Source organism: Lysobacter stagni, assembly GCF_030053425.1.
Classification (GTDB): domain Bacteria; phylum Pseudomonadota; class Gammaproteobacteria; order Xanthomonadales; family Xanthomonadaceae; genus Lysobacter_J; species Lysobacter_J stagni.
This window is the reverse complement of the sequence record NZ_JASGBI010000001.1, coordinates 24,635-46,954: the sequence shown is the minus strand read 5'-3', so window position 1 is coordinate 46,954 and position 22,320 is coordinate 24,635. Positions and strand designations below refer to the sequence as shown.

21 protein-coding genes and 1 riboswitch are annotated in these 22,320 nt (G+C 68.1%); of the genes, 11 read left to right on the top strand and 10 right to left on the bottom strand.

All coding sequences use genetic code 11. The annotated features are described in order from the left end of the window. Positions 1 to 7: 7 nt before the first annotated feature. A complete protein-coding gene (locus QLQ15_RS00210) occupies positions 8 to 832 on the bottom strand; it encodes an XOO1806 family protein (protein WP_283213890.1) in 825 nt (274 codons plus the stop codon). Between the two features lie 138 nt (positions 833 to 970). Beyond that, positions 971 to 1,888: an Hsp33 family molecular chaperone HslO gene (hslO, locus tag QLQ15_RS00205; RefSeq protein ID WP_283213889.1), complete on the bottom strand. Its 918-nt coding sequence runs from the start codon at positions 1,886 to 1,888 to the stop codon at positions 971 to 973. 161 nt (positions 1,889 to 2,049) lie between these two features. On the opposite strand from hslO, the gene mtgA reads away from it, so the two are divergent. The 3 genes from mtgA to QLQ15_RS00190 are packed head-to-tail and all read left to right on the top strand — an operon-like array spanning position 2,050 to position 4,173. Beyond that, positions 2,050 to 2,721 (top strand): monofunctional biosynthetic peptidoglycan transglycosylase, encoded by a 672-nt coding sequence (mtgA, locus tag QLQ15_RS00200; protein ID WP_432277830.1) that lies wholly within the window; start codon positions 2,050 to 2,052, stop codon positions 2,719 to 2,721. Between the two features lie 35 nt (positions 2,722 to 2,756). After that, positions 2,757 to 3,785 carry a glycosyltransferase family 2 protein gene (locus QLQ15_RS00195; protein WP_283210859.1) on the top strand — a complete coding sequence of 343 codons (1,029 nt, stop codon included), beginning with the start codon at positions 2,757 to 2,759 and terminating at the stop codon, positions 3,783 to 3,785. Continuing rightward, the gene (locus QLQ15_RS00190) at positions 3,745 to 4,173 is read left to right on the top strand and encodes a CBS domain-containing protein (protein ID WP_283210858.1); all 429 of its coding nucleotides are present in this window, start codon (positions 3,745 to 3,747) and stop codon (positions 4,171 to 4,173) included. Before QLQ15_RS00195 ends, QLQ15_RS00190 begins: the two co-directional genes overlap by 41 nt. Positions 4,174 to 4,188: 15 nt before the next feature. Here QLQ15_RS00190 and QLQ15_RS00185 read toward each other — a convergent pair whose 3' ends face one another. From QLQ15_RS00185 to QLQ15_RS00170, 4 genes are all read right to left on the bottom strand, one after another. After that, positions 4,189 to 6,141 carry an AsmA family protein gene (locus QLQ15_RS00185; protein ID WP_283210857.1) on the bottom strand — a complete coding sequence of 651 codons (1,953 nt, stop codon included), beginning with the start codon at positions 6,139 to 6,141 and terminating at the stop codon, positions 4,189 to 4,191. A gap of 153 nt (positions 6,142 to 6,294) precedes the next feature. Further along, complete coding sequence (gene trhA / locus QLQ15_RS00180) at positions 6,295 to 6,999, bottom strand: PAQR family membrane homeostasis protein TrhA (RefSeq protein ID WP_283210856.1); 705 nt, start codon at positions 6,997 to 6,999, stop codon at positions 6,295 to 6,297. 107 nt (positions 7,000 to 7,106) lie between these two features. Further along, on the bottom strand, positions 7,107 to 7,379 hold the full coding sequence (locus QLQ15_RS00175) for a DUF1294 domain-containing protein (RefSeq protein WP_283210855.1): 273 nt from the start codon (positions 7,377 to 7,379) through the stop codon (positions 7,107 to 7,109). 13 nt (positions 7,380 to 7,392) lie between these two features. Further along, a complete protein-coding gene (locus tag QLQ15_RS00170) occupies positions 7,393 to 8,997 on the bottom strand; it encodes a peptide chain release factor 3 (protein ID WP_283210854.1) in 1,605 nt (534 codons plus the stop codon). 255 nt (positions 8,998 to 9,252) lie between these two features. Here QLQ15_RS00170 and QLQ15_RS00165 point away from each other — a divergent pair, with 255 nt between their 5' ends. Further along, complete coding sequence (locus QLQ15_RS00165) at positions 9,253 to 10,332, top strand: HDOD domain-containing protein (RefSeq protein WP_283210853.1); 1,080 nt, start codon at positions 9,253 to 9,255, stop codon at positions 10,330 to 10,332. Positions 10,333 to 10,404: 72 nt separating this feature from the next. Here QLQ15_RS00165 and QLQ15_RS00160 read toward each other — a convergent pair whose 3' ends face one another. The 3 genes from QLQ15_RS00160 to QLQ15_RS00150 are packed head-to-tail and all read right to left on the bottom strand — an operon-like array spanning position 10,405 to position 12,922. Beyond that, the gene (locus tag QLQ15_RS00160) at positions 10,405 to 10,854 is read right to left on the bottom strand and encodes a GIY-YIG nuclease family protein (RefSeq protein ID WP_283210852.1); all 450 of its coding nucleotides are present in this window, start codon (positions 10,852 to 10,854) and stop codon (positions 10,405 to 10,407) included. 33 nt (positions 10,855 to 10,887) lie between these two features. Beyond that, a complete protein-coding gene (locus QLQ15_RS00155; RefSeq protein WP_283210851.1) occupies positions 10,888 to 11,805 on the bottom strand; it encodes a peptidoglycan DD-metalloendopeptidase family protein in 918 nt (305 codons plus the stop codon). A 4-nt stretch (positions 11,806 to 11,809) separates the two neighbouring features. Beyond that, complete coding sequence (locus tag QLQ15_RS00150; RefSeq protein WP_283210850.1) at positions 11,810 to 12,922, bottom strand: NHL repeat-containing protein; 1,113 nt, start codon at positions 12,920 to 12,922, stop codon at positions 11,810 to 11,812. A 117-nt stretch (positions 12,923 to 13,039) separates the two neighbouring features. Beyond that, positions 13,040 to 13,169: riboswitch (SAM riboswitch) on the top strand. A gap of 67 nt (positions 13,170 to 13,236) precedes the next feature. Between QLQ15_RS00150 and metX the strand changes: the two genes are divergently transcribed. From metX to QLQ15_RS00115, 7 genes are all read left to right on the top strand, one after another. Continuing rightward, positions 13,237 to 14,310, top strand: a complete 1,074-nt coding sequence (gene metX, locus QLQ15_RS00145) for a homoserine O-succinyltransferase MetX (RefSeq protein ID WP_283210849.1) — start codon at positions 13,237 to 13,239, stop codon at positions 14,308 to 14,310. Further along, positions 14,307 to 15,497: an O-succinylhomoserine (thiol)-lyase gene (locus QLQ15_RS00140; protein WP_283210848.1), complete on the top strand. Its 1,191-nt coding sequence runs from the start codon at positions 14,307 to 14,309 to the stop codon at positions 15,495 to 15,497. Before metX ends, QLQ15_RS00140 begins: the two co-directional genes overlap by 4 nt. Next, positions 15,494 to 16,588 carry a homoserine dehydrogenase family protein gene (locus QLQ15_RS00135; protein WP_283210847.1) on the top strand — a complete coding sequence of 365 codons (1,095 nt, stop codon included), beginning with the start codon at positions 15,494 to 15,496 and terminating at the stop codon, positions 16,586 to 16,588. The genes QLQ15_RS00140 and QLQ15_RS00135 overlap by 4 nt, the downstream gene beginning before the upstream one ends. Before the next feature lie 223 nt (positions 16,589 to 16,811). Further along, positions 16,812 to 17,339, top strand: a complete 528-nt coding sequence (locus tag QLQ15_RS00130) for a DUF4136 domain-containing protein (RefSeq protein ID WP_283210846.1) — start codon at positions 16,812 to 16,814, stop codon at positions 17,337 to 17,339. A 140-nt stretch (positions 17,340 to 17,479) separates the two neighbouring features. Continuing rightward, positions 17,480 to 17,995 (top strand): 3-hydroxyacyl-[acyl-carrier-protein] dehydratase FabA, encoded by a 516-nt coding sequence (fabA, locus tag QLQ15_RS00125; RefSeq protein WP_283210845.1) that lies wholly within the window; start codon positions 17,480 to 17,482, stop codon positions 17,993 to 17,995. Between the two features lie 2 nt (positions 17,996 to 17,997). Then, entirely contained in the window at positions 17,998 to 19,206 is a 1,209-nt protein-coding gene (gene fabB / locus QLQ15_RS00120) for a beta-ketoacyl-ACP synthase I (protein ID WP_283210844.1), read from the top strand. 96 nt (positions 19,207 to 19,302) lie between these two features. After that, the gene (locus tag QLQ15_RS00115) at positions 19,303 to 20,097 is read left to right on the top strand and encodes an alpha/beta fold hydrolase (protein WP_283210843.1); all 795 of its coding nucleotides are present in this window, start codon (positions 19,303 to 19,305) and stop codon (positions 20,095 to 20,097) included. A gap of 66 nt (positions 20,098 to 20,163) precedes the next feature. Here QLQ15_RS00115 and QLQ15_RS18320 read toward each other — a convergent pair whose 3' ends face one another. Then, positions 20,164 to 22,242: a glycosyl hydrolase family 18 protein gene (locus tag QLQ15_RS18320; RefSeq protein WP_345782408.1), complete on the bottom strand. Its 2,079-nt coding sequence runs from the start codon at positions 22,240 to 22,242 to the stop codon at positions 20,164 to 20,166. Positions 22,243 to 22,320: the final 78 nt, after the last annotated feature.

Genomic DNA, 22,320 nt, shown 5'->3' with positions numbered 1-22,320 from the left:
AATCAGTTCAGAGGTCCTGCTCGTAGCGGACGTAAGGCACGGTGCCTTCGTCCTTGTCGCCGTTGTCCGGGGCGAAGGGGTTCTTGCCGCGGGTGACGACGTTTTCCGCGCCAACCGTGAGCTGTCCGCTCCACGGGGTGCGCCAGGTCAGTCCAAGGCCCAGGCCTTCCCACTGCCCGGGCTCCCCGGGCGTGTCGACCACGCGGCCGACGATGTTCGCGCTGAAATTACCCAGGCCCGCACCGAGCGTGACGCTCTTGGTGTTCCAGCGATCGGCGAGGTCGGGCACTTCGCCCGCAGGAATCAGGCGCGCGCGCGCCCACGTTCCGCCGATGGAAACGGTGGCCTCGCGGCCGACGTTCTTCTGGCCGTAGACGGTGAGCGTGTTCTGGTCGACCTTGCCTGCCTTGCCGGTCGGGCTGAGCCAGGCGGGCAGGGTGTCGCGACCGCTGCCGAAGGCCAGACCGACCTTGCCGCCGGCACGGGTGAGGCTGGCGCCTACGGTGCCCTGGTGCGCGGCACCGCCGTCGTCCTCGTCGAGCGAGGCGAGCATGCAGTGATTGGCAAGATTTCCGATCGCTCCGGCAAGTCCGGTCTTGCGATCGCAGACCAGGCCGAGGGTGTCGCCGGCTTCCAGTCCGAACGCGGCGTCGAGGGTGTTGCTGCCCACGCGCCAGCGTGCGCCGGCGACCGGTGCGCCGGTCGGCTCGAGCTGGAGCAGGTATTCCAGCTTGCCGCTGTTCTGGTTCCAGACCGGGAGGTAGGTGGTGTCGATGACCGGGGCGCGCTTGGCCTGTGCATGGACGCCCGAGGCCACGCCGAGGGCGAGCATCAAGGTCAACGGCAGTCGTAGAACGCGCGTGTTCATGGTCTTGTACGACCGGACGAAGCCGGTGGAGTTCCCCCTCCTGGGGGCCGCGACTATAGACCGTTTATGTTTATTTAACAATTCCCCGGTGACGCGGAGCGGCTACTGCAGCCGTTCCGGGGCAGCCAGTTCAGCTGTCGCCACGGCAAACAAGCTAGCGATTTCCTCCGAATCGAAACGGTAACTCTGTCCGCAAAACTCGCAACGGATCAGGGCCCGACCACCGGCCGCCTCGACGGCGGCCCCCGCCTCCGCGACCCCCAGCGAGACCAGCATGGCCTCCACGCGCTCACGGGAACATGAGCACGCGAAGCGGAGCGGTTTGTGCCCAAGGACCTGCACGCCATCCTCATGGAACAGCCGGCCGAGCAGGTCGCCGGCGCTCCAGTCCAGCAGTTCCTGCGGCGTCAGGGTGTCGAACAGCGCTCCCGCGCGTGCCCACCCGTCGTCGTCCCCATGATCCCCCGGAAGTTTCTGCAGCATCAGGCCGGCGGCCTGCCGTTCGTCGGCTACCAGCAGCAGACGGGTAGGCAGCTGCTCGGACTGGCGGAAGTAGTCTTCGAACGCACCCGCGAGCGAATCCGACTCCAGCGCCACCAGGCCCTGGTAGCGCATCGGTTCGCGGCCATCGACGGACGGGTTTTCGATCGTGATGGCCAGCACGGCGTCCGGGCCGAGCGCCTTGAGATCCCGCGAAACCTGGGCATCTTCGTCCAGCTGGGCGATGCCGCGCAGCGTGCCGGCGGCGGTGCACTCGGCGAACAGCGTGCGCAGTGCGCCGTTACCGCGAAGCTGGACCGAGAGGCGACCATCGACCTTGGCGTGGCCGGTGAACAACGCGGCCGCGGCGGCCGCTTCGCCCAGGAATTCCGTGGCGGCCGGCGGGTACTCGGCGCGACTGCGGATCTGCTGCCAGGTGTCGTGCAGATGCACGCGCACGCCGCGCACGCCGGCGCCCTCGATCAGGAAGCGGGTCAACTGGTCGTGGTCGCGGGTGGTGGGGTCGGGCTGTGAAGTCATGCGGGGCTCGCGGCTGGGGCGCGGCATTGGCGGATAATGCCCGCGCTCATGTGAAGAGAGGTGTGGACACAGATGGGGATGGAGTGGACGCCGTGCAAGACGTGACCGCGAACGTGGAACAACCCCAGCCGCGGCGTCGGCGTCACTGGTTGCGATGGCTGATGGCGGTGCCGCTGCTGTTCGTCCTGCTGAGCGTGGTGCAGGTCGCGACGCTGCGCTTCGTCGATCCGATGTTCAGCGCCTTCATGGTGTCGCGACAGCTCGAAGCCTGGGGCGATGGCGAATGGCGTTTCCGCGTCGCCTACGACTGGCGCGACATGGAGGACATCTCGCCCTACGTGCCGCTGGCGGTGGTGGCCTCGGAGGACCAGAACTTCGCGGAACACTTCGGCTTCGATCTGCAGGCCATCGAGAAGGCGCGCAAGAACAATGCGAAGGGGCGCAAGGTGCGCGGCGGCAGCACGATCAGCCAGCAGACCGCGAAGAACCTGTTCCTGTGGAGCGGGCGCAGCTGGGTGCGCAAGGGCATCGAGGCCTGGTACACGCTGCTGATCGAGGCGCTGTGGCCCAAGCACCGCATCATCGAGGTGTACGTCAACATCGTGGAGTTCGGCGACGGCGTGTACGGCGCGCAGGCCGCCGCACGCACCTTCTTCCGCAAGGATGCCGGTCAGCTGACCGCCGCCGAGGCGGCGCGCATGGCCGCGGTGCTGCCGAGCCCGCGCCGTTACAGCATCACCCGGCCGGGCCCGTACGTGCAGCGTCGCGCGCAGGCGATCCAGCGGCAGATGCGCTACATCGGCGGCGCCGACTACCTGCGGCGCATCGAGTGATGCCAGTCGCCGGGGCGAGCGGCTACCATCTCGCCATGAATCGCGACCGCCTTACCGTTGTCATCGCCGCCTTCAACGAGGTCGAAAGCCTGCCGTTGCTGCAGCCGCGCATCGTGGCCGTCCTCGACGCGCTGGCGCTGGAGCAGGGCATCGACGGGCAGATCCTCTACGTCGACGACGGCAGCACCGACGAGACCTGGCCTCTCATGCAGCGCCTGGCCGCCGACGATCCGCGCGTCGCGGCGTTGCGGCTGTCGCGCAACTTCGGCAAGGAACTTGCGCTGACCGCGGGTCTGGATCGCGTGGAAGAAGGCGCGGCGTTGATCCTCGACGCCGACGGGCAGGACGCGCCGGAATTGATTCCGCAGTTCGTCGCCAAGTGGCGCGAGGGCTACGACGACGTGCACGGCACGCGTCTGGAGCGCGAGGGCGAAGGCTGGCTGAAGCGCGCCACGGCGCACGCGTTCTACCGCGTGATCGGCCGGCTATCGAAGACGCCGATTCCCGCCGACACGGGCGACTTCCGCCTGTTGTCGCCGCGCGCGCTCGCGGGACTGCGCCAGCTGCGCGAACGCCACCGCTTCATGAAGGGCCTGTTCGGCTGGGTGGGTTACAACCGCGCGGCGATTCCCTATCACCGCGATCCGCGCGCGGCCGGGCGCAGCAAGTTCAACCTGTGGCGCCTGTGGAACCTGGCGCTGGAAGGCATCACCAGTTTCTCCACCGTTCCGCTGCGGCTGGCCACGTACCTGGGCCTGCTGACGGCGGCCATCGCCTTCGTCTATGGGGTGGTGATCATCCTCAAGGCGCTGGTCTGGGGCGACCGCGTGGCCGGCTGGCCCACGATGATGTCGGTGATCCTGTTCCTGGGCGGCGTGCAGCTGATCGCGCTGGGTCTGATCGGCGAGTACCTGGGCCGGCTGTACGAGGAATCCAAGCAACGGCCGCTCTACCTCGTCGACACCTGGCTGCCGGCGCGGGGAGTATGCTCGGGGCAAGACCCCCTGGCAGAAGGAGACGGCCATGCGCACCGTGCGACAACTGCTCGAAGCCAAAGCGCCTGAGGTGTTCGCGATCGGCCCCGACGTGCCGGTCATCAGCGCGATCAGGCTGATGGCCGAGAAGCACATCGGCGCCGTGCTCGTGATCGAGGGCGGACGCCTGGTGGGCATCCTTTCCGAGCGCGACTACGCACGCAAGATCGTCCTGCAGGGGCGGTCCTCCGCGGACACGCCCGTGCGGACCATCATGACCGCGCAGGTCGTCACCGTCGGCCTGGACGAAACCACCGACCGCTGCATGCAGATCGTCACCGACCGGCGCATCCGCCACCTGCCGGTGGTGCACAACGAGCAGGTGCTGGGCGTGATCTCCATCGGCGACCTGGTCAAGGCCGTCATCGAGGACCAGCAGCTCGAACTGGACCAGCTGCAGCGCTACATCGCCAGCTGACGCACCGCGGCCGGCTCATTCCGCGTAGCGGCCGCCACACCCCGCATCCTTGCCCGGGCCGGTCTCGAACGTGGCCAGCAGCGCCGCGGGCGGCGTGATCGTCGCCAGCGACAGCGCGATGGCCCCGCGCAGACCGACGCGCGCCAGATCCGGGTGGACCTTCGGCTGGCGGAAACTCCCGTCCACGCGCAGCGGCGTGCGGAACGCCAGCAGGCTTCGATCCTTCGGCCGCGGCTTGATGGTCAGGTCCAGCTTCTCGTCGCGCAGGTTCACCGTGCCCGAGCCGACGAGGATGGTGTCGGTGGTGTCGAACGCGAGCGAGCGCGCCGTCATCACGCCGTCGTCCACCGTGAAGTCGGCGAACGCGCAACGCACCGGGATCTGCTTGTCCCCCTCGAGCTTGAACTTGATGATCTCGGCCAGGTCGATGCCGGCCATCTCCATCAACAGGTTGCTGATGCGGCCGCGGCCCATGCCGAGCAACACGCTGCCGTCGCTGCTGCCCAGCATGCCCGCCACCGAATTGCCGGTGCCTTCCAGCGAGACCTTGCCGCCGACCTTGCCGATGGCGTTCTGGGCCAGTTCCACCTTCGGAAGCAACGGGCCCAGGCTCAGGCCGGCGATGTCGGCATCGGCGCGCGTGTGGATGGTGTCGGTGCGCGCATCCATGCGGATGCGCGAACGGATGTCGCCGTTGGCCACGCCGAAGTTCAGCGGATCCAGGCGCAGCAGGCCGCCCTCGAGGATCAGGTGCGCGTCCATGTCATCCAGCGGCAGGCTGGGTGCGTTGATGCGCGTCGCGCGCAGGCGAACGTCCGCATCCATCGCGCGCAGCTTGTCCAGTTCATACGGCTTGGCGGGAATCAGCCGTGCGCTGGATGCCGTGTTGGCTGCCCTGGTCGCCTGCTCCGCGTTGGCGGTTTCGCCGGCCCCGCTCTGCGGCGCACCACCGACGAAGCCGGCCAGGTCGTCGAAGTCCAGCCGCTTGGAAGTGAGACTCGCGCGTAGATAGGGCCGCTTGCCGGCGGTATCCACGCTGGCATCGCCGTGCATGTCGCTGTCGCCGATGCGTCCATCGAAATCGCGGTAATGCCAGACCTGGCCTTCGCGGCTGAAATGGCCGTCCAGCGAATAGGGCGGCGTGGACGGAATCGCCAGGCCGAGCAACGGGTACAGGTCGGCCATGTCGCGGCCGGACAACCGCATCTGCAGATCGAAACCGCGCAGCCGCAACGGGTCGAGCAGCGTGCCGCGCGCGTGGGCGCGGGTCGCCCCGGCCGAGGCGCGCACGTCGATGCGGTATGGCATTTCGCGATCGCGCAGCAGCAGTGGCGACGCGGCCGTTCCGTTCAACTGGAATGCATTGCCTTTCCACGAGCCGCCACCGACCACGGACACCGGTGCCGTGGCGTCGCGCGCACGCGTCTGCTGGCTGCTCACGCCGATGCGGATGTCGGTGCGTTGCGGCACGTCGCGAAAACGCAGGAAGCCGCGTTCGACATCCACGCGACGGAACTCCATGCGGGTTTCGCCGGGCTCACCGAACACCCAATTCCCGGCACCGCCCTTGGGATTGGTTTCCAGCAGCACGCGCGGGCGGTCGAGGCGGATGCGCGGCAACAGCACCTGGCCGCGCAACAGCGGCCATAGCGCGATCTGGAGCTCGGCGCGTTCGGCGTAGGCCATCTCGGGTTGACGGGACCATTCCGCGTTGCCGAAGCGCACGCGTTCGGCACGGACGGTAGGCGCACGCCAGTCGAGGTCGACATCCAGATTGCCGCCGATGTCGAACGTGCGGCCGGTGCGCGCCTGCACCTGGCGCTCGATGGGGCCCTTGAACCAGTTCCAGTCCCACAGCGCGATCAGGATCGCCAGCGCCAGCGCGACGAAGGCCAGTGCGACCAGCACCGGATGGCGGCGAATCCGGTCCGGCCAGGCCGTGGTGGCGGCTGCGCTTCGTCCGTGCATCCGCTCACTCCGACCGCATCAGCCGGGCCGTGCGCGCTGCATCTTTGGGGTGCTGCGTTGGGATCGAACGGCGACCGGACACCGCCTGCTTCCGTCATGGACCGCGGTCCACCATCGACGCACGCCGGTCAAGCAAAAGTGAATGCGTTGTGCTCAGTTCAGCTGCAGCAATCGGCCCGCCGGGAAGACCTGCGCGAACACGGCGACGTAATGGCACACGCTGCCAGCGACCACGAACAGGTGCCAGATCGCATGCGAGTAGGGCAGCGACGGGCGGTGATAGAACACCGTGCCGAGCGTGTAGAACAGGCCGCCGCCGAACAGCCAGGCCATCGTCCAGGTGTCCAGCGCGCTCAGCATCGGCTCGATGGCGATGACCACCAGCCAGCCCATCGCGATGTAGATGCCGGTGGACAGCAGCTTGAAGCGGCCGGTGTAGAACAGCTTGAAGATCACGCCCGCGACCGCGAGCGTCCAGATGGCAGCGAACAAGCCCCAGCCCCAGGGCCCGCGCAGGCCGATCAGCGTGAAGGGCGTGTAGGTGCCTGCGATCAGCAGGTAGATCGCACAGTGATCGAACACCTTCAGCCGCGCCTTGGCGACCGGATGCTGGATCGCGTGGTACAGCGTCGAGGCGAGGTAAAGCAGCAGCAGGCAGATGCCGAAGACGATCGCGCCGGCCAGTTGCCAGCCGTCGCCGAACAACGTGGCCAGGGTGATGAGCACCGCACCGCCGGCGAGTGCCGCGGTCGCGCCCAGGCCGTGGGTCAGCGCGTTGAAGAACTCCTCGCGCAGCGAATGCCGTCCGTGCGATGCATCGGACAGGGAGCCGTCTTCGACGGAATGTGCGGGGGACATGGCCCGAGCATGGTAGCGCAGACTGGAGTATTTGCTCTGATCCACGTCACGTCGCGCTCACGTCGCCGTCACGGTGTGACCTTCACCGCACAATCGCGCAGCAGGTATCAGCCCACCAGGTGGCGCGAGAGCCACCACAGCGCGACGAGCTGCGCCGCCACGATGCCGCCCATCGCCCGCCGGAATGTCGGCTTGGCGGTCTTGTGCCGGAACAGACCCATCGCCAGCAGCGCGCCGGGCGAGCCGCCGAGCAGCGCGAACCCGAGCAGCGTGCGTTCCGGAATGCGCCGCCGGCGTCCACCGGCGATCGCCTTGTCGTAACCGAACAGCAACACGGTGGCGACGTTGATCGCCAGCCACCACGCCAGCCAGGCCGGCATCGGTCGGCGCCCGTCAGTCGATCGAGGTGGCGTGCGCGTGTTCGCGCGTGGCGAGGAACTGCACGTCGGGTGCGCGTTCCTGCGCCAGTTGCAGGTTCACGCGCGTTGGCGCCAGGTAGACCAGCTGGCCGGCCGCATCGATCGCGAGGTTCAGCGCGTTCTTGTCGCGGAACTCTTCCAGCTTCTTTTCGTTGTCGCAGCGGATCCAGCGCGCCGTCGCCACGTTCACCTGCTCGAAGCTCGCGTCCACGCCGTACTCGTCCTTCAGGCGGTAGGCCACCACGTCGAACTGCAGCACGCCGACCGCGCCGAGGATCAGGTCGTTGCTCATCAGCGGACGGAAGAACTGCGTCGCGCCTTCCTCCGACAGCTGCGCCAGCCCCTTCTGCAGCTGCTTGAGCTTGAGCGGGTCGCGCAGGCGTGCGCGGCGGAACAGTTCCGGCGCGAAGTTCGGAATGCCGGTGAAGCTGAGCGACTCGCCTTCGGTGAAGGTGTCGCCGATGGAGATGGTGCCGTGGTTGTGGATACCGATGACGTCGCCCGGCCAGGCGCTCTCGGCGATCTCGCGGTCAGAGGCCATGAAGGTCAGCGCGTTGGCCAGCTTCACTTCCTTGCCGCTGCGCACGTGGAAGGCCTTCATGCCGGCGCTGAACTGGCCCGAGCACACGCGCATGAACGCCACGCGGTCGCGGTGCTGCGGGTCCATGTTGGCCTGGATCTTGAACACGAAGCCGGTGAGCTTGGGCTCGTACGCGCCGACTTCGCGGCCGGTGGTCGCACGCGGCTTGGGCGCGGGCGCATGCTCGACGAAGAAGTCCAGCAGCAGCTGCACGCCGAAGTTGTTGACCGCCGAGCCAAAGAACACCGGGGTCTGCTCGCCGGACAGGTACCTGGCCAGGTCGAACGGGTGCGAAGCGCCTTCCACCAGCTCCAGCTCGTCGCGCAGCTCCTGCAGCATCTGCGTGCCGATGCGCGCTTCCAGTGCCGGATCGTCGATGGACGCAAAGATGGTCGAATCCTGGCGCGTGAAGTTGCGGCCCTGTTCGTACAGGTGGACCTCGCCGGTCACCAGGTGGACCACGCCCTTCAGGCGCTGGCCCATGCCGATCGGCCAAGTGATGGGCGCGCACTGGATCTTCAGCACGCTCTCCACTTCGTCCAGCAGGTCGATCGGGTTCTTGCCCTCGCGGTCGAGCTTGTTGATGAAGGTCATGATCGGCGTGTCGCGCAGCCGGCACACCTCCATCAGCTTGATCGTGCGCTCTTCCACGCCCTTGGCCACGTCGATGACCATCAGCGCCGAGTCCACCGCGGTGAGCACGCGGTAGGTGTCCTCGCCGAAGTCGGCGTGGCCCGGCGTGTCGAGCAGGTTGACGATGCGGTCCTCGTAGGGGAACTGCATCACCGAGCTGGTCACCGAGATGCCGCGCTCCTTTTCCAGTGCCATCCAGTCGGACGTCGCATGGCGCGCGGCCTTGCGGCCCTTGACCGAGCCGGCCATCTGGATCGCACCGCCGAACAGCAGCAGCTTTTCGGTGAGCGTGGTCTTGCCCGCGTCGGGGTGCGAGATGATCGCGAACGTGCGGCGGCGGGCGGCTTCGAGGGAAACGTCGGACATGGCAACGGCGGGCGCGGATGGGCCGGAAAGCTGGTCCGCGGATCGGGAAGCGGGAAGGGCCGCGATTATACGTGTGTGGGCCCGGTCGCCTTCGCGCCGCCGCCGCGCGAGGCCGGGCCGGGCGGCGTCCGCCCCCTGAATCCCAAACTGTGCGCCACTTGGCAGTTCGCCCGTTTCCCCCGTTCATACCCCTAAAGAGACGGCCGACGCGGCCGCTACCTGCCCTGAATGTCCGGTCTTGCAGCAGGGGGCGGTGTGCGCATTGTCATTGTGGGTGAGGATGCCGGCCGCGCCGGCGAGTTCGAGGAATCGCTGAGCTATTTCGACCTGGGCTGGGACGTGCACTGGCTGGCCGAGGCCGATGCCGCGCTGTCGCTGACCGAAGTCGACGTCATCCTGTGCGGCCTGCGCGTGGGCGCGGTGCCCGGAACGGCGCTGCTCGGGCAGATGTCCAGCATGCATCCGGAGGCGGTGCGCATCCTCCTGCTCGACCAGGACCAGGACAGTTCCCAGCTCCAGGGCCTGGACTGCGCCCATCGCCTGCTGTCGCGTCCGCTCGACGCGGGCGAGCTGATCGAAGCCGTCGACAGCGTCGCCGAGCTGCGCCAGGTGCTGGGCAGCGAGGAGCTGAAGCAGGCCGTGGGCCGGATCGGCTCGCTGCCGCCGCCGCCGCGCCTCTACCTGGAACTGTCGCGCCTGCTGCGCGATCCCGATGCCAGCAATGCCGCCATCGCGCAGATGCTGTCGCAGGACCCGGCGATCGTGGCCAAGGTGCTGCGCCTGTGCAATTCGGCGTACTTCTCCGGCGGTCGCGAAATCACCGATATCCGGGCTGCGGTCACGCGCCTGGGCCACCAGACGTTGCTGCGCCTGGTGCTGGCCAGCGAAGCCTTTGGTCCGACGCAACTGGCCGGCAAGGAGCGCGAAGCGATCCAGGACCGCGCCCTGCGCACCTCGCGCCTCGCGCGCCGCCTGCTGGCGGGGCCGAGTGCGGAACTGGCCGCGACGGCCGGCCTGCTGGCCGAAGTGGGCAAGCTGCTGCCGGGCGTCTCGAACGGAACGGAAGGTTCGACCGGACCGCATTACGCCGAGGCCGGCGCCTACCTGCTCGGCCTGTGGGGCTTGCCGATGCCGATCGTCGAGGGCGTGGCGTTCCAGCATCGCCCGGGTCGCCTGAAGGCCAGTGGCTTCTGGGTTGCGGGCGCGGTGCACGTCGCCTCGTCGCTGGTCGCCGGCACGCCGGTGGACGAGGCCTACCTGCGCAACGTCAACGTCATCGATCGCCTGCCGCAATGGCGCGATCTGGTCGAGCCGGCGGCGGCCGAAGCGGCCTGAGGTTCAGATGCACGACGCCGCGCCCTGCAGGGTGCGGCGTTGGCGCCGTCGTCGTTGCTACTGGCGCTCTGCCTAGGCCTCGATCTGGGTCTGCTTCGGAATCACTTTCCGAAGGCTTGCCGGTCGGTCGTTCCGAAGGGTCTGCACCGCAAGCTTGACGCCTTGAATGTTGAAAAGCTCATGGCCCTCCTCGACGAAGTGCCTGATCAACAGCTTTTCCGCCGCAACGATCGCGGACTCCTTTCTCTGGCCCGGCCTTAGGGTGATTTCCGCGTAAGCCAGCATGCGCGCGCCATTCGCGGCCGACTTGATGCTGTTCATGAGCTTGAGGTTGTTCAGTTGCCCCTTGATCCTGCTTTGGAGGTTCAAGGCCTTGCCGACGTAGAACACTTCGAAGCTGGTGCCATGCTTCCGGTAGAAAAGATAGACACCGGCTGACTTTGGGATTTCGTCGAGGTCAGGCGAATACGGATAGCTGCTCAGACGTTGCGGCTCATGCCATTCAAGGTGTGGATTGATCATTCAGGCGCCCCCTTCGCGTGCCGCCATGATGCCTCACCCACCCGATATCCGCAGCGGCCCCTGCGGTCCGACCATCCGGAACGGAATCGACTCCAGCCGCATGCCACGGTTCACCTGCACGACGAAGTGCAGGTGCGGGCCAGTGGTGAAACCGGTGTTGCCCGACAGCCCGATCTGCTGGCCTGCGCGCACGCGTTGTCCCACGCGCACCAGCGCGCCTTCGGCCTTGAGGTGCGCGTAGAGCGTCATCGTGCCGTCGTCGTGCAGGATGCGCACGAAGTTGGCGCGGCCGCCGTAGCGTTCCAGGTTGAGGCCGGCCTTGTCGAAATCCGATTCCACCTGCATCACCACGCCCTCGCGCGCGGCCAGCACGGGCGTCCCGATCTCGGCGGCGAAGTCCACCGCGTAGCGGTTCTGTTCGTCGCGATGACTGAACTGGCCGCCGTAACCCTGATCGATGCGGAAGTGCGCCTGCTGCAGCGGCAACAGGTAATCGACATCGCGTGGTCGCGCCGTCGGATCGCCAGGCAGGCTCTCCATCTGCAATTCGAAATCGAAACCGCGGTCGGGATCAGCCGAGCTGAGCACTGCCACCAGTGCACTGCCGCGCGGCGCCACGGTCGCACGCGCGGGTAGCACCGGCTGGCCGATCACGTTCTCGCCGCGGCTGAAATCCAGCTGCACTTCGATCGGTCCGGACAGGCGGTTGTCGGCGAAGGCGAGGAAACGGTCGCCATCGTTCTCGATGCGCAGACGGGCGATCGCACTGGGCTCGCCCTCAACCGGAATCGTCTGCACCTGCGCCGGCGCGGCGTCGGGTACGTGGTCGCCGTAATGGGTGATGCCGCCGCGGTCGGTCCAGCGGTAGATCTTCGCCGCGCCGGCGCCGAACGCCATCAACAGCGCGGCGATGCCCAGCAACCACGAACCGTAGCGGCGTGCGCGTGACATGGCCTTATTGCGTGCAGGCAGGCGAAAGTTCGAGCCCGCGTGCGACCTCGCCCAGGTCGAAGGCAGTAACGGACTTGTCGTCGTGCACGGCGAACAGCGCGCCGTTCGGGAACTGTGCGGTGGTGGCCGCGTGCAGCGCGACGCCGTCCGTGTGCGCGGTGGTTTCGCCCTGGAAACTGCCGCGCGGTTCCAGCGTGGCGCGATCGAAGAGGTGGAAGATGGTCAGCGGCGCCAGCTGGTCCACCGCGATCCAGTAACCGGACGCGTCGCCACAGGTCCACAGTGCCACGCCCTCGGCCTCGGCGGCGAAGCTGTCCTGCGGCAGGCTGCGACCGGTGTACCTGCCGCTGATGCTGTACTCGCGCAGCGTGGATTCGTGGCGGCGGTCTTCATCGGCGATCAGCAGGCGGTCGTTGTCCGGATCGCCGGCGATGGATTCGACCATGCGCAGCGCCGCGTCCTCGGAGGTGTCGCCGAAGGAGCCCGCATAGTGCGTGCGCAGGCGGCCGGTCTGGTCGAACTGCACGCGGAAGCGGCGAACGCGCTGGTCCAGTTCGGCCAGCGGCGGCACCTGGTCGAACTTCTTGCCGTACATGAAACTGTCGGTGACGTAGACCTCCAGCTCGCCCGGCTCGGTTTCATCCAGCCAGATGCCGTACGGGCTGCGCAGTTCCTTTTCGCCGAAGCTGCCCAATGGCTTGAAGTCGGGCAGGGAGAGCACCTGCACGCGGTGGTTGTCGCGTTCGACCACGAAGGCCATGTCGCCGTACACCGTGATGCCGTTGGGACGACGGAACTGCCCAGGCTGCGAGCCTTCGCCTCCGACCTCGCGCAGGCGCTTGCCCGTGTCGGCATCGAACACGACCAGGCGATGCGTGGACTTGGCCGTGGCGATCAGCCAGGTATGGCCGTCCTCGGTGGGCCAGGTGGCCAGCGAATCGAGTTCGTCCTGCGGACTTTCGGCCGAGACGTAGCGTTCGAGCACCGTGCGCACGGCGGGCGCGACCTGGGCGGTGGTGGGCGGTGGGGGCGTGATCGACGGCGTCGTGGCGCACGCCGTGACCAGGACCGCCAGCAACGATGCGATGGCGGGGGGGAGAAGGAAGCGGGGAGTCATGGTCGAAGTGTATTCGGCGCGCCTGTTTCGTGTGAGCCGCAGACGTGACCGACATAATAAATCGCTATATGCGGATGAAGCGATTGACAGCGTCCCCGGCCCGCTGCAGACTGCGTCCATCCATCGAGACCGGCTGAGGGACAGGCCCTTAGAAGCCGGGGCAACCCAACTCCTCCCTTTTGGGGCGAGTGAAGGTGCCAATTCCTGCGGCAGGGGCGCCAGGGCGTCGCCGGTCGGAAGATGGTTGCAACGTGCGCCCAGGAGCGCGCGGGCGACTCGCAGGCTCGATGGCCCCGTCACTTCGGATGCCCGCCATGAGCCTCGCCCCCACCGCTTCCACCTTCGATCACGCCGCACCGGGCGAACGCGTCGACGTCCTCGATTCCATCGCCCGCGCGGTCTCGCACGAGGCCGTGCCCGCGCTGCGCGGCGAGTGCGACATCGAGCTCGACCTGCGCCATGCCGGCCGTCGCCGCGTGACGCTGCGCTACGAACTGCTCGGCGACCGCCGCCAGCCGGCGGTGTTCGTCGCCGGTGGCATTTCGGCGCACCGCCATCTCACCGCCAGCAACGCCTTTGCCGAGTCTGGCTGGTGGACGCAGCAGGTCGGCACCGGTCGCGCGCTGGACCCGCAGGAACAGTGCCTGGTCGCGTTCGACTGGGTGGGCGCCGACGGCACGCTGGACGCGCCGCTGGATCCGTCCGACCAGGCCGACGCCATCGCCGCGCTGCTCGACGTGCTGGGCATCGCGCGGCTGCGCGCGTTCGTGGGCTGCTCGTACGGTGCGATGGTTGGCCTGCAGTTCGCGGCACGCCATGCGCAGCGACTGGACCAGCTGGTCGCCATCAGCGGCGTGCATCGTGCGCATCCGTATGCGAGCGCATGGCGCGCGCTGCAGCGTCGCGCGGTGGCGCTGGGCGCCCTGCAGTGCGATGAAACCCACGGCCTGGCGCTGGCACGCCAGCTGGCCATCCTCAGCTACCGCACGCCCGAGGAATTCGCCGCGCGCTTCGACGCCGCGGAAGTGAGCGAAGGCCGTGTGCGCGTGGGCGCGGAGGACTACCTCGATCATTGCGGCGCGACGTATGTCGAACGCACCTCGCCGACCGCCTACCTGCGTCTGTCCGAATCCATCGACCTGCAGGTGGTGGACCCCACCGCGATCCGCATTCCGGTGACGGTCGTGGCCGTTGCCGACGACCGTCTGGTGCCGGTGTCCGATGCCTACGACCTGGTCGAACGCCTGCGCGGCGAAACGCGCCTGCGCGTGCTGCGTTCGCTGTACGGGCACGACGCCTTCCTCAAGGAGGAAGCGGCCATCGCGACGATCCTGCGCGAGGCGCTGGAAGACTGCATTGCCGCCGAGCGCACGGAGGTGGCGGCATGAGCACGCGCAACCGCTGTACCTCGGCCGTCCGCGCCGGCATCGATCGCGACACCGCCTTCGGCGCGGTGACGCCGCCGATCGTGCTGTCGTCCAACTTCAGCTTCGCCGGCTTCAACGAGAAGCGTCAGTACGACTACACGCGCAGTGGCAACCCCACCCGCGACCTGCTGGGCGAGGCGCTGGCCGAGCTGGAAGGCGGCGCCGGCGGCGTGGTCACCGCCACGGGCATGGGCGCGATCACGCTGCTGCTGCATGCGCTGCTCAAGCCGGGCGATCGCCTGGTCGTGCCGCACGACGGCTACGGCGGCAGTTGGCGCCTGTTCAACGCGCTGGCGAAGAAGGGCGCGTTCGAACTCATCACCGCCGACCTCACCGACCCGCGCGCGCTCACCGACGCGCTGGCCACCAACCCTGCCGTGGTGTGGATCGAAACGCCGTCCAACCCGCTGCTGCGCATCACCGACCTGCGCTTCGTGATCGAGGCCGCGCAGGCCCGCGGCGCGTTGACGGTGGTGGACAACACCTTCCTGTCGCCCGCGCTGCAGCAGCCCATCGAGTTCGGAGCCGACTTCGTCGTCCACTCCACCACCAAGTACATCAACGGCCACAGCGACGTGGTCGGCGGTGCCGTGGTCGCGCGCGATGCCGAGCAGCACCAGCAACTGGTGTGGTGGGCCAACGCGCTGGGCCTGACCGGCTCGCCGTTCGACAGCTTCCTCACCCTGCGCGGCCTGCGCACGCTGGATGCGCGCCTGCGCGTGCACCAGGAAAACACGCAGGCGCTGGTGGCGCTGCTCGACGCGCATCCGGCGGTGCGCGCCGTGCACTACCCGGGGCTGGAGTCGCATCCGGGCCACGCGGTCGCCGCACGTCAGCAGACGGGCTTCGGCGCGATGCTGAGCGTCGAACTCGATGGTGGCGTCGATGCCGTACGCGCGTTCCTCGACGGCCTTCAGTGCTTCACGCTGGCCGAATCGCTGGGCGGCGTGGAAAGCCTGGTCGCGCATCCGGCCACGATGACGCACGCGGCGATGTCGGCCGAAGCGCGCGAAGCCGCCGGCATCGGCGACGGCCTGTTGCGCCTGTCGGTGGGCATCGAGCACGTGGACGACCTGGTGAGCGACATCGCTGCCGCGCTGGAGCGCGCGGAGCAGGCGGTGGAGATCGCCGAGCGCGTGAAACGATGAGCCTGGCGGCGGTCGAGATCGCACGCGGCGTCGCCCCGCAGGCGCACCCCGCGCCTGCGCGCATCGCGCTGCTGGGGACGGGTACGGTCGGTAGCGCGGTGCTGTCGCGACTGGTCTCCTGGGACGCATCGCCGCTGGGTCGTCGCGTGCAACTGGTGCACGTGGCCAACTCGCGTCACGCCGTCAGCGACCGTTCCGGCCTGGCGCCGGGCGAGGCGACACAGCGGCTCGCACTGGCACCGCAGGCCAGCTCGATCGAAGCCGTTGACGCTGCGCTGCACGGCGACGGTGTGCGGGTGGTCGTCGATGCGACCGCGAGCGAGATCGTCGCCGAGCGCCATGCGCACTGGCTGGCGCAGGGCATCCACGTGGCGACCGCCTGCAAGATCGGGCAGGGGACCTCGCTCTCGCGCTGGCACGCGATCCGCGCGGCGTCCGCGGTGGGTCACGCCGGTTATGGCGACAGCGCCACCGTCGGCGCGGGTCTTCCGCTGCTGCGCTCGCTGCGTGAACTGCGTGCCGGTGGCGACCGTATCCACGCCATCGCCGGCGTGCTGTCAGGTTCGCTGGCATGGCTGTTCAACAACTACGACGGCATGCGTCCGTTCTCCGCGCTGGTGCGGCAGGCGCGCGACGCGGGATACACCGAACCCGATCCGCGGGACGACCTTTCCGGCGAGGACGTGCGCCGCAAGCTGCTCATCCTCGCGCGCGCCGCGGGCGTGGAGCTGGATGCGGACGAGGTGAGCGTCACCTCGCTGGTGCCGCCGGAGCTGGCCATCCTGTCGAAGGAAGCGCTGGACGGCGCGCTTCCCGCACTGGACACGCCGCTGCGCGAGCGTTTCGCCGCGGCCTACAAGCGCGGCGAGAAACTGCGCTTCATCGCGCGCCTGCAGGATGGCCGCGCGAAGGTCGGGCTGGAATCGCTGCCCGGCAATCACCCGCTCGCGGGCGGTGCCGGCACGGACAACCGCGTCGCGATCTGGTCGGATCGCTACCCTTCGCAGCCCCTGGTGATCCAGGGCCCGGGTGCCGGCGCGGAAGTCACCGCGGCGGGATTGCTCGACGACGTGTTGCGACTGGCGCGCTGAGCGCACGCTCGTTCCGCGTCGTCCGGGCAGGGGCGATGCGGCAGTGATGATGGGAAGTGCAAGCAATGTGCGCGCCGACATCGACATCGGCCGATCATTGACCGTGGCTTCACGGCGCAGAACTAGGCTTTAGCCGCAGCTCGGATGCTGGCCCTGGAGGACATCCAGATCCGGTGAAGGCATTGCCGTCCTCCTTTCCCCCACGAAACCCACAGGTCGTGTCATGAAAGGAATTCTTCTGCTCGCGTTGTTGTTCCCGGTGATGGCCACCGCGGCGCCCAAGGTCACCGTCGATCGCGATCCCGCCGCCGACTTCTCTGCATACAAGACGTACTACTGGGCGTTGAAGCCACAGGGCGGTTCGCCGCTGGTCGACGAGCGCATCGTCGACAACATCGACGCGCAGCTGAAGGCGAAGGGCTGGACGCTGGCCGAACAGGGCGACGTGGCCGTTGCCGCGCACGTCTCCACGTCGCAGAAGCAGTCGCTCGACACGTTCTACACCGGCACGCCGCTCGGCGGCTGGGGCTGGCGCGGCGGCTGGGGCGTGGGCGGCATGGGCATGGGCACCGCCACCACCAGCGTTCACAATTACGAGGTCGGCACGCTGATCGTCGACATGTTCGACAGCAAGCAGCAGAAGGCCATCTGGCGCGGTACGGCCACGGAAACGGTGTCGTCGTCGCCGGCAAAGGTCGACAAGGCCGTGGACCAGGCGGTGACGAAGATGTTTGCGAAATTTCCCCAGTAATCACAGGGTTTGAGCGCGTCGCGACCGCGACGCGCGAGGTTGCGCCGTACGCCTGCGCATGGCGAAACGCCATTGATCTGGGTCAAGGCGATGCGATGATGTGTCGGCGAACCTGCAATCTGCCCACAGTGTCCCCCTGCATGAATCAGCTCTCTTCGTTCGATCTCGCGCAACTCCAGGCCTGCGCGAGAGGCGAACTCTTCGGCCCCGGAAACGCCCGCCTGCCTGCTTCGCCGATGCTGATGTTCGATCGCATCACGCATATCGCGAGCGAAGGCGGCGCGTACGGCAAGGGCGAGATCCGCGCCGAACTCGATATCCGTCCTGACCTGTGGTTCTTCGACTGCCACTTCGCCGGCGATCCCGTCATGCCCGGATGCCTCGGCCTCGATGCGATGTGGCAACTGGCCGGTTTCTACCTGCCGTGGCTGGGCGAGCCGGGGCGTGGCCGCGCGCTCGGCGTGGGCGAGGTCAAGTTCACCGGCCAGGTGCTGCCGGACGCGAAGCTCGTTTCCTACGTCATCGACATCCGCCGCGTGATCCGCGGCCGCCTCAACCTGGTGATCGCCGATGGCCGCACCTTCGTGGACGGCCGGGAGATCTACACGGCGAAGGACCTGCGTGTCGGCCTGTTCACCTCCACGGAGGGTTTCTGACGATGCGTCGCGTAGTCATCACGGGCATGGGCATCGTGTCGTGCCTGGGCAACGATGTGGACACCGTGTCCGCGTCGTTGCGTGAGGGACGCTCGGGCATCCGCCATCAGCCGGCGTACGCCGAAGCCGGATTGCGCAGTCAGGTCGCTGGTGTGCCGGAAATCGACCTCGACGCGCTGATCGATCGCAAGCCGCGTCGCTTCATGGGCGACGCGGCCGCGTACGCGCACGTTTCCACGCAGCAGGCGATCGCCGATGCGGGGCTGACGCCGGAGCAGATGCACAGCGAGCGCACCGGCGTGATTGCCGGTTCCGGCGGCGGTTCTCCGCAGTGGCAGATCGAAGCCGCCGATCTGCTGCGATCGCGCGGCGTGCGCAAGGTCGGTCCGTACATGGTGCCGCGCACGATGTGTTCCACCGTGTCGGCGACGCTGGCCACCGCGTTCGGCATCCGCGGCGTGAGCGCGTCGGTGTCGGCAGCGTGCGCGACGTCGGCGCACTGCATCGGCATGGGTGCGGACCTCATCCGCGCCGGCCGGCAGGACATCGTGCTGGCCGGTGGCGGCGAAGAAGGGCATTGGGGCATGGCGTTCCTGTTCGATGCGATGGGCGCGCTGTCGACCGGTCGCAACGACACGCCGTCGTCCGCGTCGCGCCCGTACGACGCGAACCGCGACGGCTTCGTCATGGCCGGTGGCGGCGGCATGCTGGTGCTTGAAGATCGCGAACATGCGCTGGCGCGTGGCGCGCACATCCACGCCGAGCTGGTCGGGTACGGCGCCACGTCCGACGGCGCGGACATGGTCGCTCCCTCCGGCGAAGGTGCGGTGCGCTGCATGCGCCAGGCGTTGGTCGGCGTGGATACGCCCATCGACTACCTCAACGCCCACGCCACCGCCACGCCGCTGGGCGACATCGTCGAACTGAACGCGATCCGCGAAGTCTTCGGCGCCAACGTTCCGCCGGTGTCTTCGACCAAGGCGCTGTCGGGCCATTCGCTGGGCGCCGCCAGTGTGCACGAGGCGATCTACTGCCTGCTCATGATGCGCGACGGCTTCATCGCCGGTTCGGCGCACATCGACGAACTCGACCCGCGCGCAGAAGGCCTGCCCATCGCGCGCGCGAGCCGCGACGCGCGCCTGGACACGGTGATGTCCAACAGCTTCGGCTTCGGCGGAAACAACGCGACGCTGGTGTTCAAGCGGGCGTGAGGCCCGCGTTCCGCCATCGCACGCACCGTGCGATGACGGCGCTGGTGGCATCATCGTCGCATCGCCGGCTTCGTCCGGTTTGCGAGTGCGCGATCGATGTCCGGTGTGGCAATGGAGGAATCGTGGGTCGAGACGGATGCCGGCCGCGTGTTCGCGACGCAGTGGCGTCCAGCGCTCGCACGCGACGCGGCGCCCATCGTGCTGCTGCACGATTCGCTCGGCTGCGTGGCGTTGTGGCGCGACTTTCCCGAGCGCCTTGCGCGCGTGACCGGACGACGCGTCGTTGCCTATGACCGGCTCGGCTTCGGGCGCTCGGACGCGAACCCGCGCACGCTGGACGCGAACTTCGTGCACGACGAAGCCCGTGTCGGGTTCCAGCGTCTGCGCGAAGTACTGGACATCGATGCGTTCGTAGCGTTCGGCCACAGCGTCGGTGGCGGCATGGCCATCGCCTGCGCGGCGGCGTGGCCCGAGGCGTGTCGTGCGCTCATTACCGAATCGGCGCAGACCTTCGTCGAGGACCGCACGCTGCAGGGCATCGTCGATGCCCGGCAGTCGTTCGCACAGCCCGGCCAGGTCGATCGGCTGCGTCGCTATCACGGCGACAAGGCGGAATGGGTCCTGCACGCGTGGATCGATACCTGGCTCGCGCCGGAGTTCGCCGGCTGGAATCTCGACGATGCGTTGCGCGCGGTGCGCTGCCCCGCGTTGGCGATGCATGGCGGTCTGGACGAGTTCGGATCGTCGCGGCACCCGCAGCGCATCGCCGACCTCACCGGCGGACGCGCCACCGTGGAACTGATGCCCGACTGCGGGCACGTGCCACACCGCGACGAGCCCGGGCGGGTGCTGGATCTGGTCCGTACCTGGCTGAGCGAAACCGGCGCATAAAAATGCGCCGGCCACGTGGGCCGGCGCTGAGGAAAAGCCCGTCGTCGGAGCTGGGAGAGTCCTGGCCTACTTCAAGCCGTTGTTGATGGTGTTCACCAGCGTGCCGGTCGCGTCGTCGCCGCTGAACTCCCAGAAGAACGCGCCGCCCAGGTTCTGAGCCTTCACGTAGCTCATCTTCTCGGTGACCATCGCCGGCGTGTCGTAGCTCCAGAACGTGTTGCCGTCGTACTTCCACGTCGCGCGCGCGTTGGCATCGGTGTAGATGGTGCCCGGGCGGTCCTTGATGACCTTGTAGTCCTCGTTGCCCGCTTCGTACGTGCCGGGCGCGGCGGAGCCGGTCTGGTACAGGCCGTTGTTGACGTTGGGCACGCCGGTCCAGCCACGGCCATAGAAGCCGATGCCAAGATTGAGCTTGGACGCCGGCACGCCGCGCGAGAGGAACGCTTCCATCGCGTCGTTGCTGTTGTAGAGCTTCTGGTCGCCCGTGGACGGGTCGTTGGGCGAATTGAACAGCGGCGAGTGATGGTTGGTGCGTGCGTCCCATGTGCCGTGGAAGTCGTACGTCATCACGTTGATGTAGTTCAGGTACTGCGAATACGTGGCCGGGTCGGTCACGCGCACCTTGTCGACGCCAGCACCCGCGGCGATGGTCAGCAGCAGGCCCGGACGCACCGCGTCGAGCTGACGGCGGAACTCGGCGAGCAGCGCGGTGAAGTTGGCGCTCTCTTCCGGCGTGCCGCAGGTCAGGCCGCAGGCGGACGGGTATTCCCAGTCGAGGTCGATGCCGTCGAACACGCCGGCCGCCGCACCCGCGCCGCCCGCGCCGTCGGTGACGGGCAGGTTGCCGCGGATGTAGGCGTCGATGCACGAGGACACGAACGCCACGCGGTTCTCCGGGCGCGCCGCGCTGGCGAAGCCACGCGACCAGGTCCAGCCACCCAGCGAGATCAGCACCTTGATGTTCGGGTACTTCGCCTTGAGCTGCTTGAGCTGGTTCCAGTTGCCGCGCAGCGGCTGGTCCCAGGTGTCGGCCACGCCGCTCACGCTCTCGCCCGCACCGAAGGCCTTGGTGTAGTCGGCGAACGCATCGCCGCCTTCACCGGTGGCTTCGTTCGTCGGGATGACCACGCCCACCTGGCAGCGGTTGTTGCGCACGTTGCCGAAGGCGTAGTTGATGTGCGTGATCTTCGACGCCGAGCCGCTGGTGTCGATGTTCTTCACGCGGTAGTTGCGGGCGTAGATGCCCCATTGCGCGAAGTAGCCGATGATGCGCTTGTTGCCGCCACCGCCGACGTCGAGCGTCTTCGCGCTTACCGCGCCGCTCTGCGCCGAGGCGTTGGCCGGGCTCGCGTTGTCGCGCGCGCGCACCGTGTAGGAGTACGTGGTGTTCGCGGCTAGTCCGTTGTTGGTGTAGCTGGTGGTGGTCGGCGACGCGATCAGCGTGCCGCCCCGGTACACGTCGTAACCGGCCACGCCCGTGCCGCCGGCGTTGTCGGTGGACGCGTTCCAGCTCAGCGCGATGCTGCTGGACGACAACGCGGTGGCGGAAAGGCCCGTGGGCACGCTGGGCGGCGTGGTGTCGGTCGGCGGGTTGACGGTGGTGACCGTGATGCTCGCCGCGCTCGAGGTCGTCGTCGCGCCCTGGTTGTCGGTGGCCTTCGCGGTGAAGCTGTGACTGCCGGCGGTGGCGTTGCTCCAGGTCGCCGCGTACGGCGCGCTGGTGTCGACGCCCAGCGACACGGTGCCGCGGAAGAACTCCACGCTGGCCACGGTGCCATCGCTGTCGCTCGCGTTCGCGGTGACGGCGATGTTGCTGCCGGCGGTGTAACTGGCGCCGTTCGTGGGGGCGGTTAGCGTCACGCTCGGTGCCTGGTTCTGGCCGCCCGTGCCGCACGCGCCCAGGTCGGTGTACCAGCCGCAGGTGGGACAGTGCGTGGGTGGCGCGTTCCAGATCTGGATGTTCGCCTGGTACAGGCGGTTCTGATAGACCAGCTTGTCGCCGGCGTTGTAGATGGTGGACGCGTTCCATGCGGGGATCGCGGCGCACGACACCGTCTGTGCGTTCGCGGCCTGCAGCGACAGTCCGGCCAGCATGCAGGACAGCAACCAGGCCGGCGCCGTCCTTCTTCCGATCAGCCTTTGCATCAGTCTTCCCTCCGTTGAGTCACATCACCTGCCGGTCCGCGGCGCGGAGCGGCTCCCTTCCACTGAGTTCGATGCAGT

Bases quoted from the DNA above. Each gene is read 5' to 3' on its own strand.
- fabA (WP_283210845.1), top strand. From the start codon at position 17,480: ATGAATCAGCTCTCTTCGTTCGATCTCGCGCAACTCCAGGCCTGCGCG.
- QLQ15_RS00150 (WP_283210850.1), bottom strand. From the start codon at position 12,922: ATGACTCCCCGCTTCCTTCTCCCCCCCGCCATCGCATCGTTGCTGGCG.
- QLQ15_RS00210 (WP_283213890.1), bottom strand. From the start codon at position 832: ATGCTCGCCCTCGGCGTGGCCTCGGGCGTCCATGCACAGGCCAAGCGC.
- QLQ15_RS00135 (WP_283210847.1), top strand. From the start codon at position 15,494: ATGAGCCTGGCGGCGGTCGAGATCGCACGCGGCGTCGCCCCGCAGGCG.
- QLQ15_RS00160 (WP_283210852.1), bottom strand. From the start codon at position 10,854: ATGATCAATCCACACCTTGAATGGCATGAGCCGCAACGTCTGAGCAGC.
- QLQ15_RS00115 (WP_283210843.1), top strand. From the start codon at position 19,303: ATGTCCGGTGTGGCAATGGAGGAATCGTGGGTCGAGACGGATGCCGGC.
- QLQ15_RS00170 (WP_283210854.1), bottom strand. From the start codon at position 8,997: ATGTCCGACGTTTCCCTCGAAGCCGCCCGCCGCCGCACGTTCGCGATC.
- QLQ15_RS00190 (WP_283210858.1), top strand. From the start codon at position 3,745: ATGCGCACCGTGCGACAACTGCTCGAAGCCAAAGCGCCTGAGGTGTTC.
- QLQ15_RS00185 (WP_283210857.1), bottom strand. From the start codon at position 6,141: ATGCACGGACGAAGCGCAGCCGCCACCACGGCCTGGCCGGACCGGATT.
- QLQ15_RS00140 (WP_283210848.1), top strand. From the start codon at position 14,307: ATGAGCACGCGCAACCGCTGTACCTCGGCCGTCCGCGCCGGCATCGAT.
- hslO (WP_283213889.1), bottom strand. From the start codon at position 1,888: ATGACTTCACAGCCCGACCCCACCACCCGCGACCACGACCAGTTGACC.
- QLQ15_RS00175 (WP_283210855.1), bottom strand. From the start codon at position 7,379: ATGCCGGCCTGGCTGGCGTGGTGGCTGGCGATCAACGTCGCCACCGTG.
- fabB (WP_283210844.1), top strand. From the start codon at position 17,998: ATGCGTCGCGTAGTCATCACGGGCATGGGCATCGTGTCGTGCCTGGGC.
- QLQ15_RS00195 (WP_283210859.1), top strand. From the start codon at position 2,757: ATGAATCGCGACCGCCTTACCGTTGTCATCGCCGCCTTCAACGAGGTC.
- QLQ15_RS00130 (WP_283210846.1), top strand. From the start codon at position 16,812: ATGAAAGGAATTCTTCTGCTCGCGTTGTTGTTCCCGGTGATGGCCACC.
- QLQ15_RS00155 (WP_283210851.1), bottom strand. From the start codon at position 11,805: ATGTCACGCGCACGCCGCTACGGTTCGTGGTTGCTGGGCATCGCCGCG.
- metX (WP_283210849.1), top strand. From the start codon at position 13,237: ATGAGCCTCGCCCCCACCGCTTCCACCTTCGATCACGCCGCACCGGGC.
- trhA (WP_283210856.1), bottom strand. From the start codon at position 6,999: ATGTCCCCCGCACATTCCGTCGAAGACGGCTCCCTGTCCGATGCATCG.
- QLQ15_RS18320 (WP_345782408.1), bottom strand. From the start codon at position 22,242: ATGCAAAGGCTGATCGGAAGAAGGACGGCGCCGGCCTGGTTGCTGTCC.
- mtgA (WP_432277830.1), top strand. From the start codon at position 2,050: ATGGCGGTGCCGCTGCTGTTCGTCCTGCTGAGCGTGGTGCAGGTCGCG.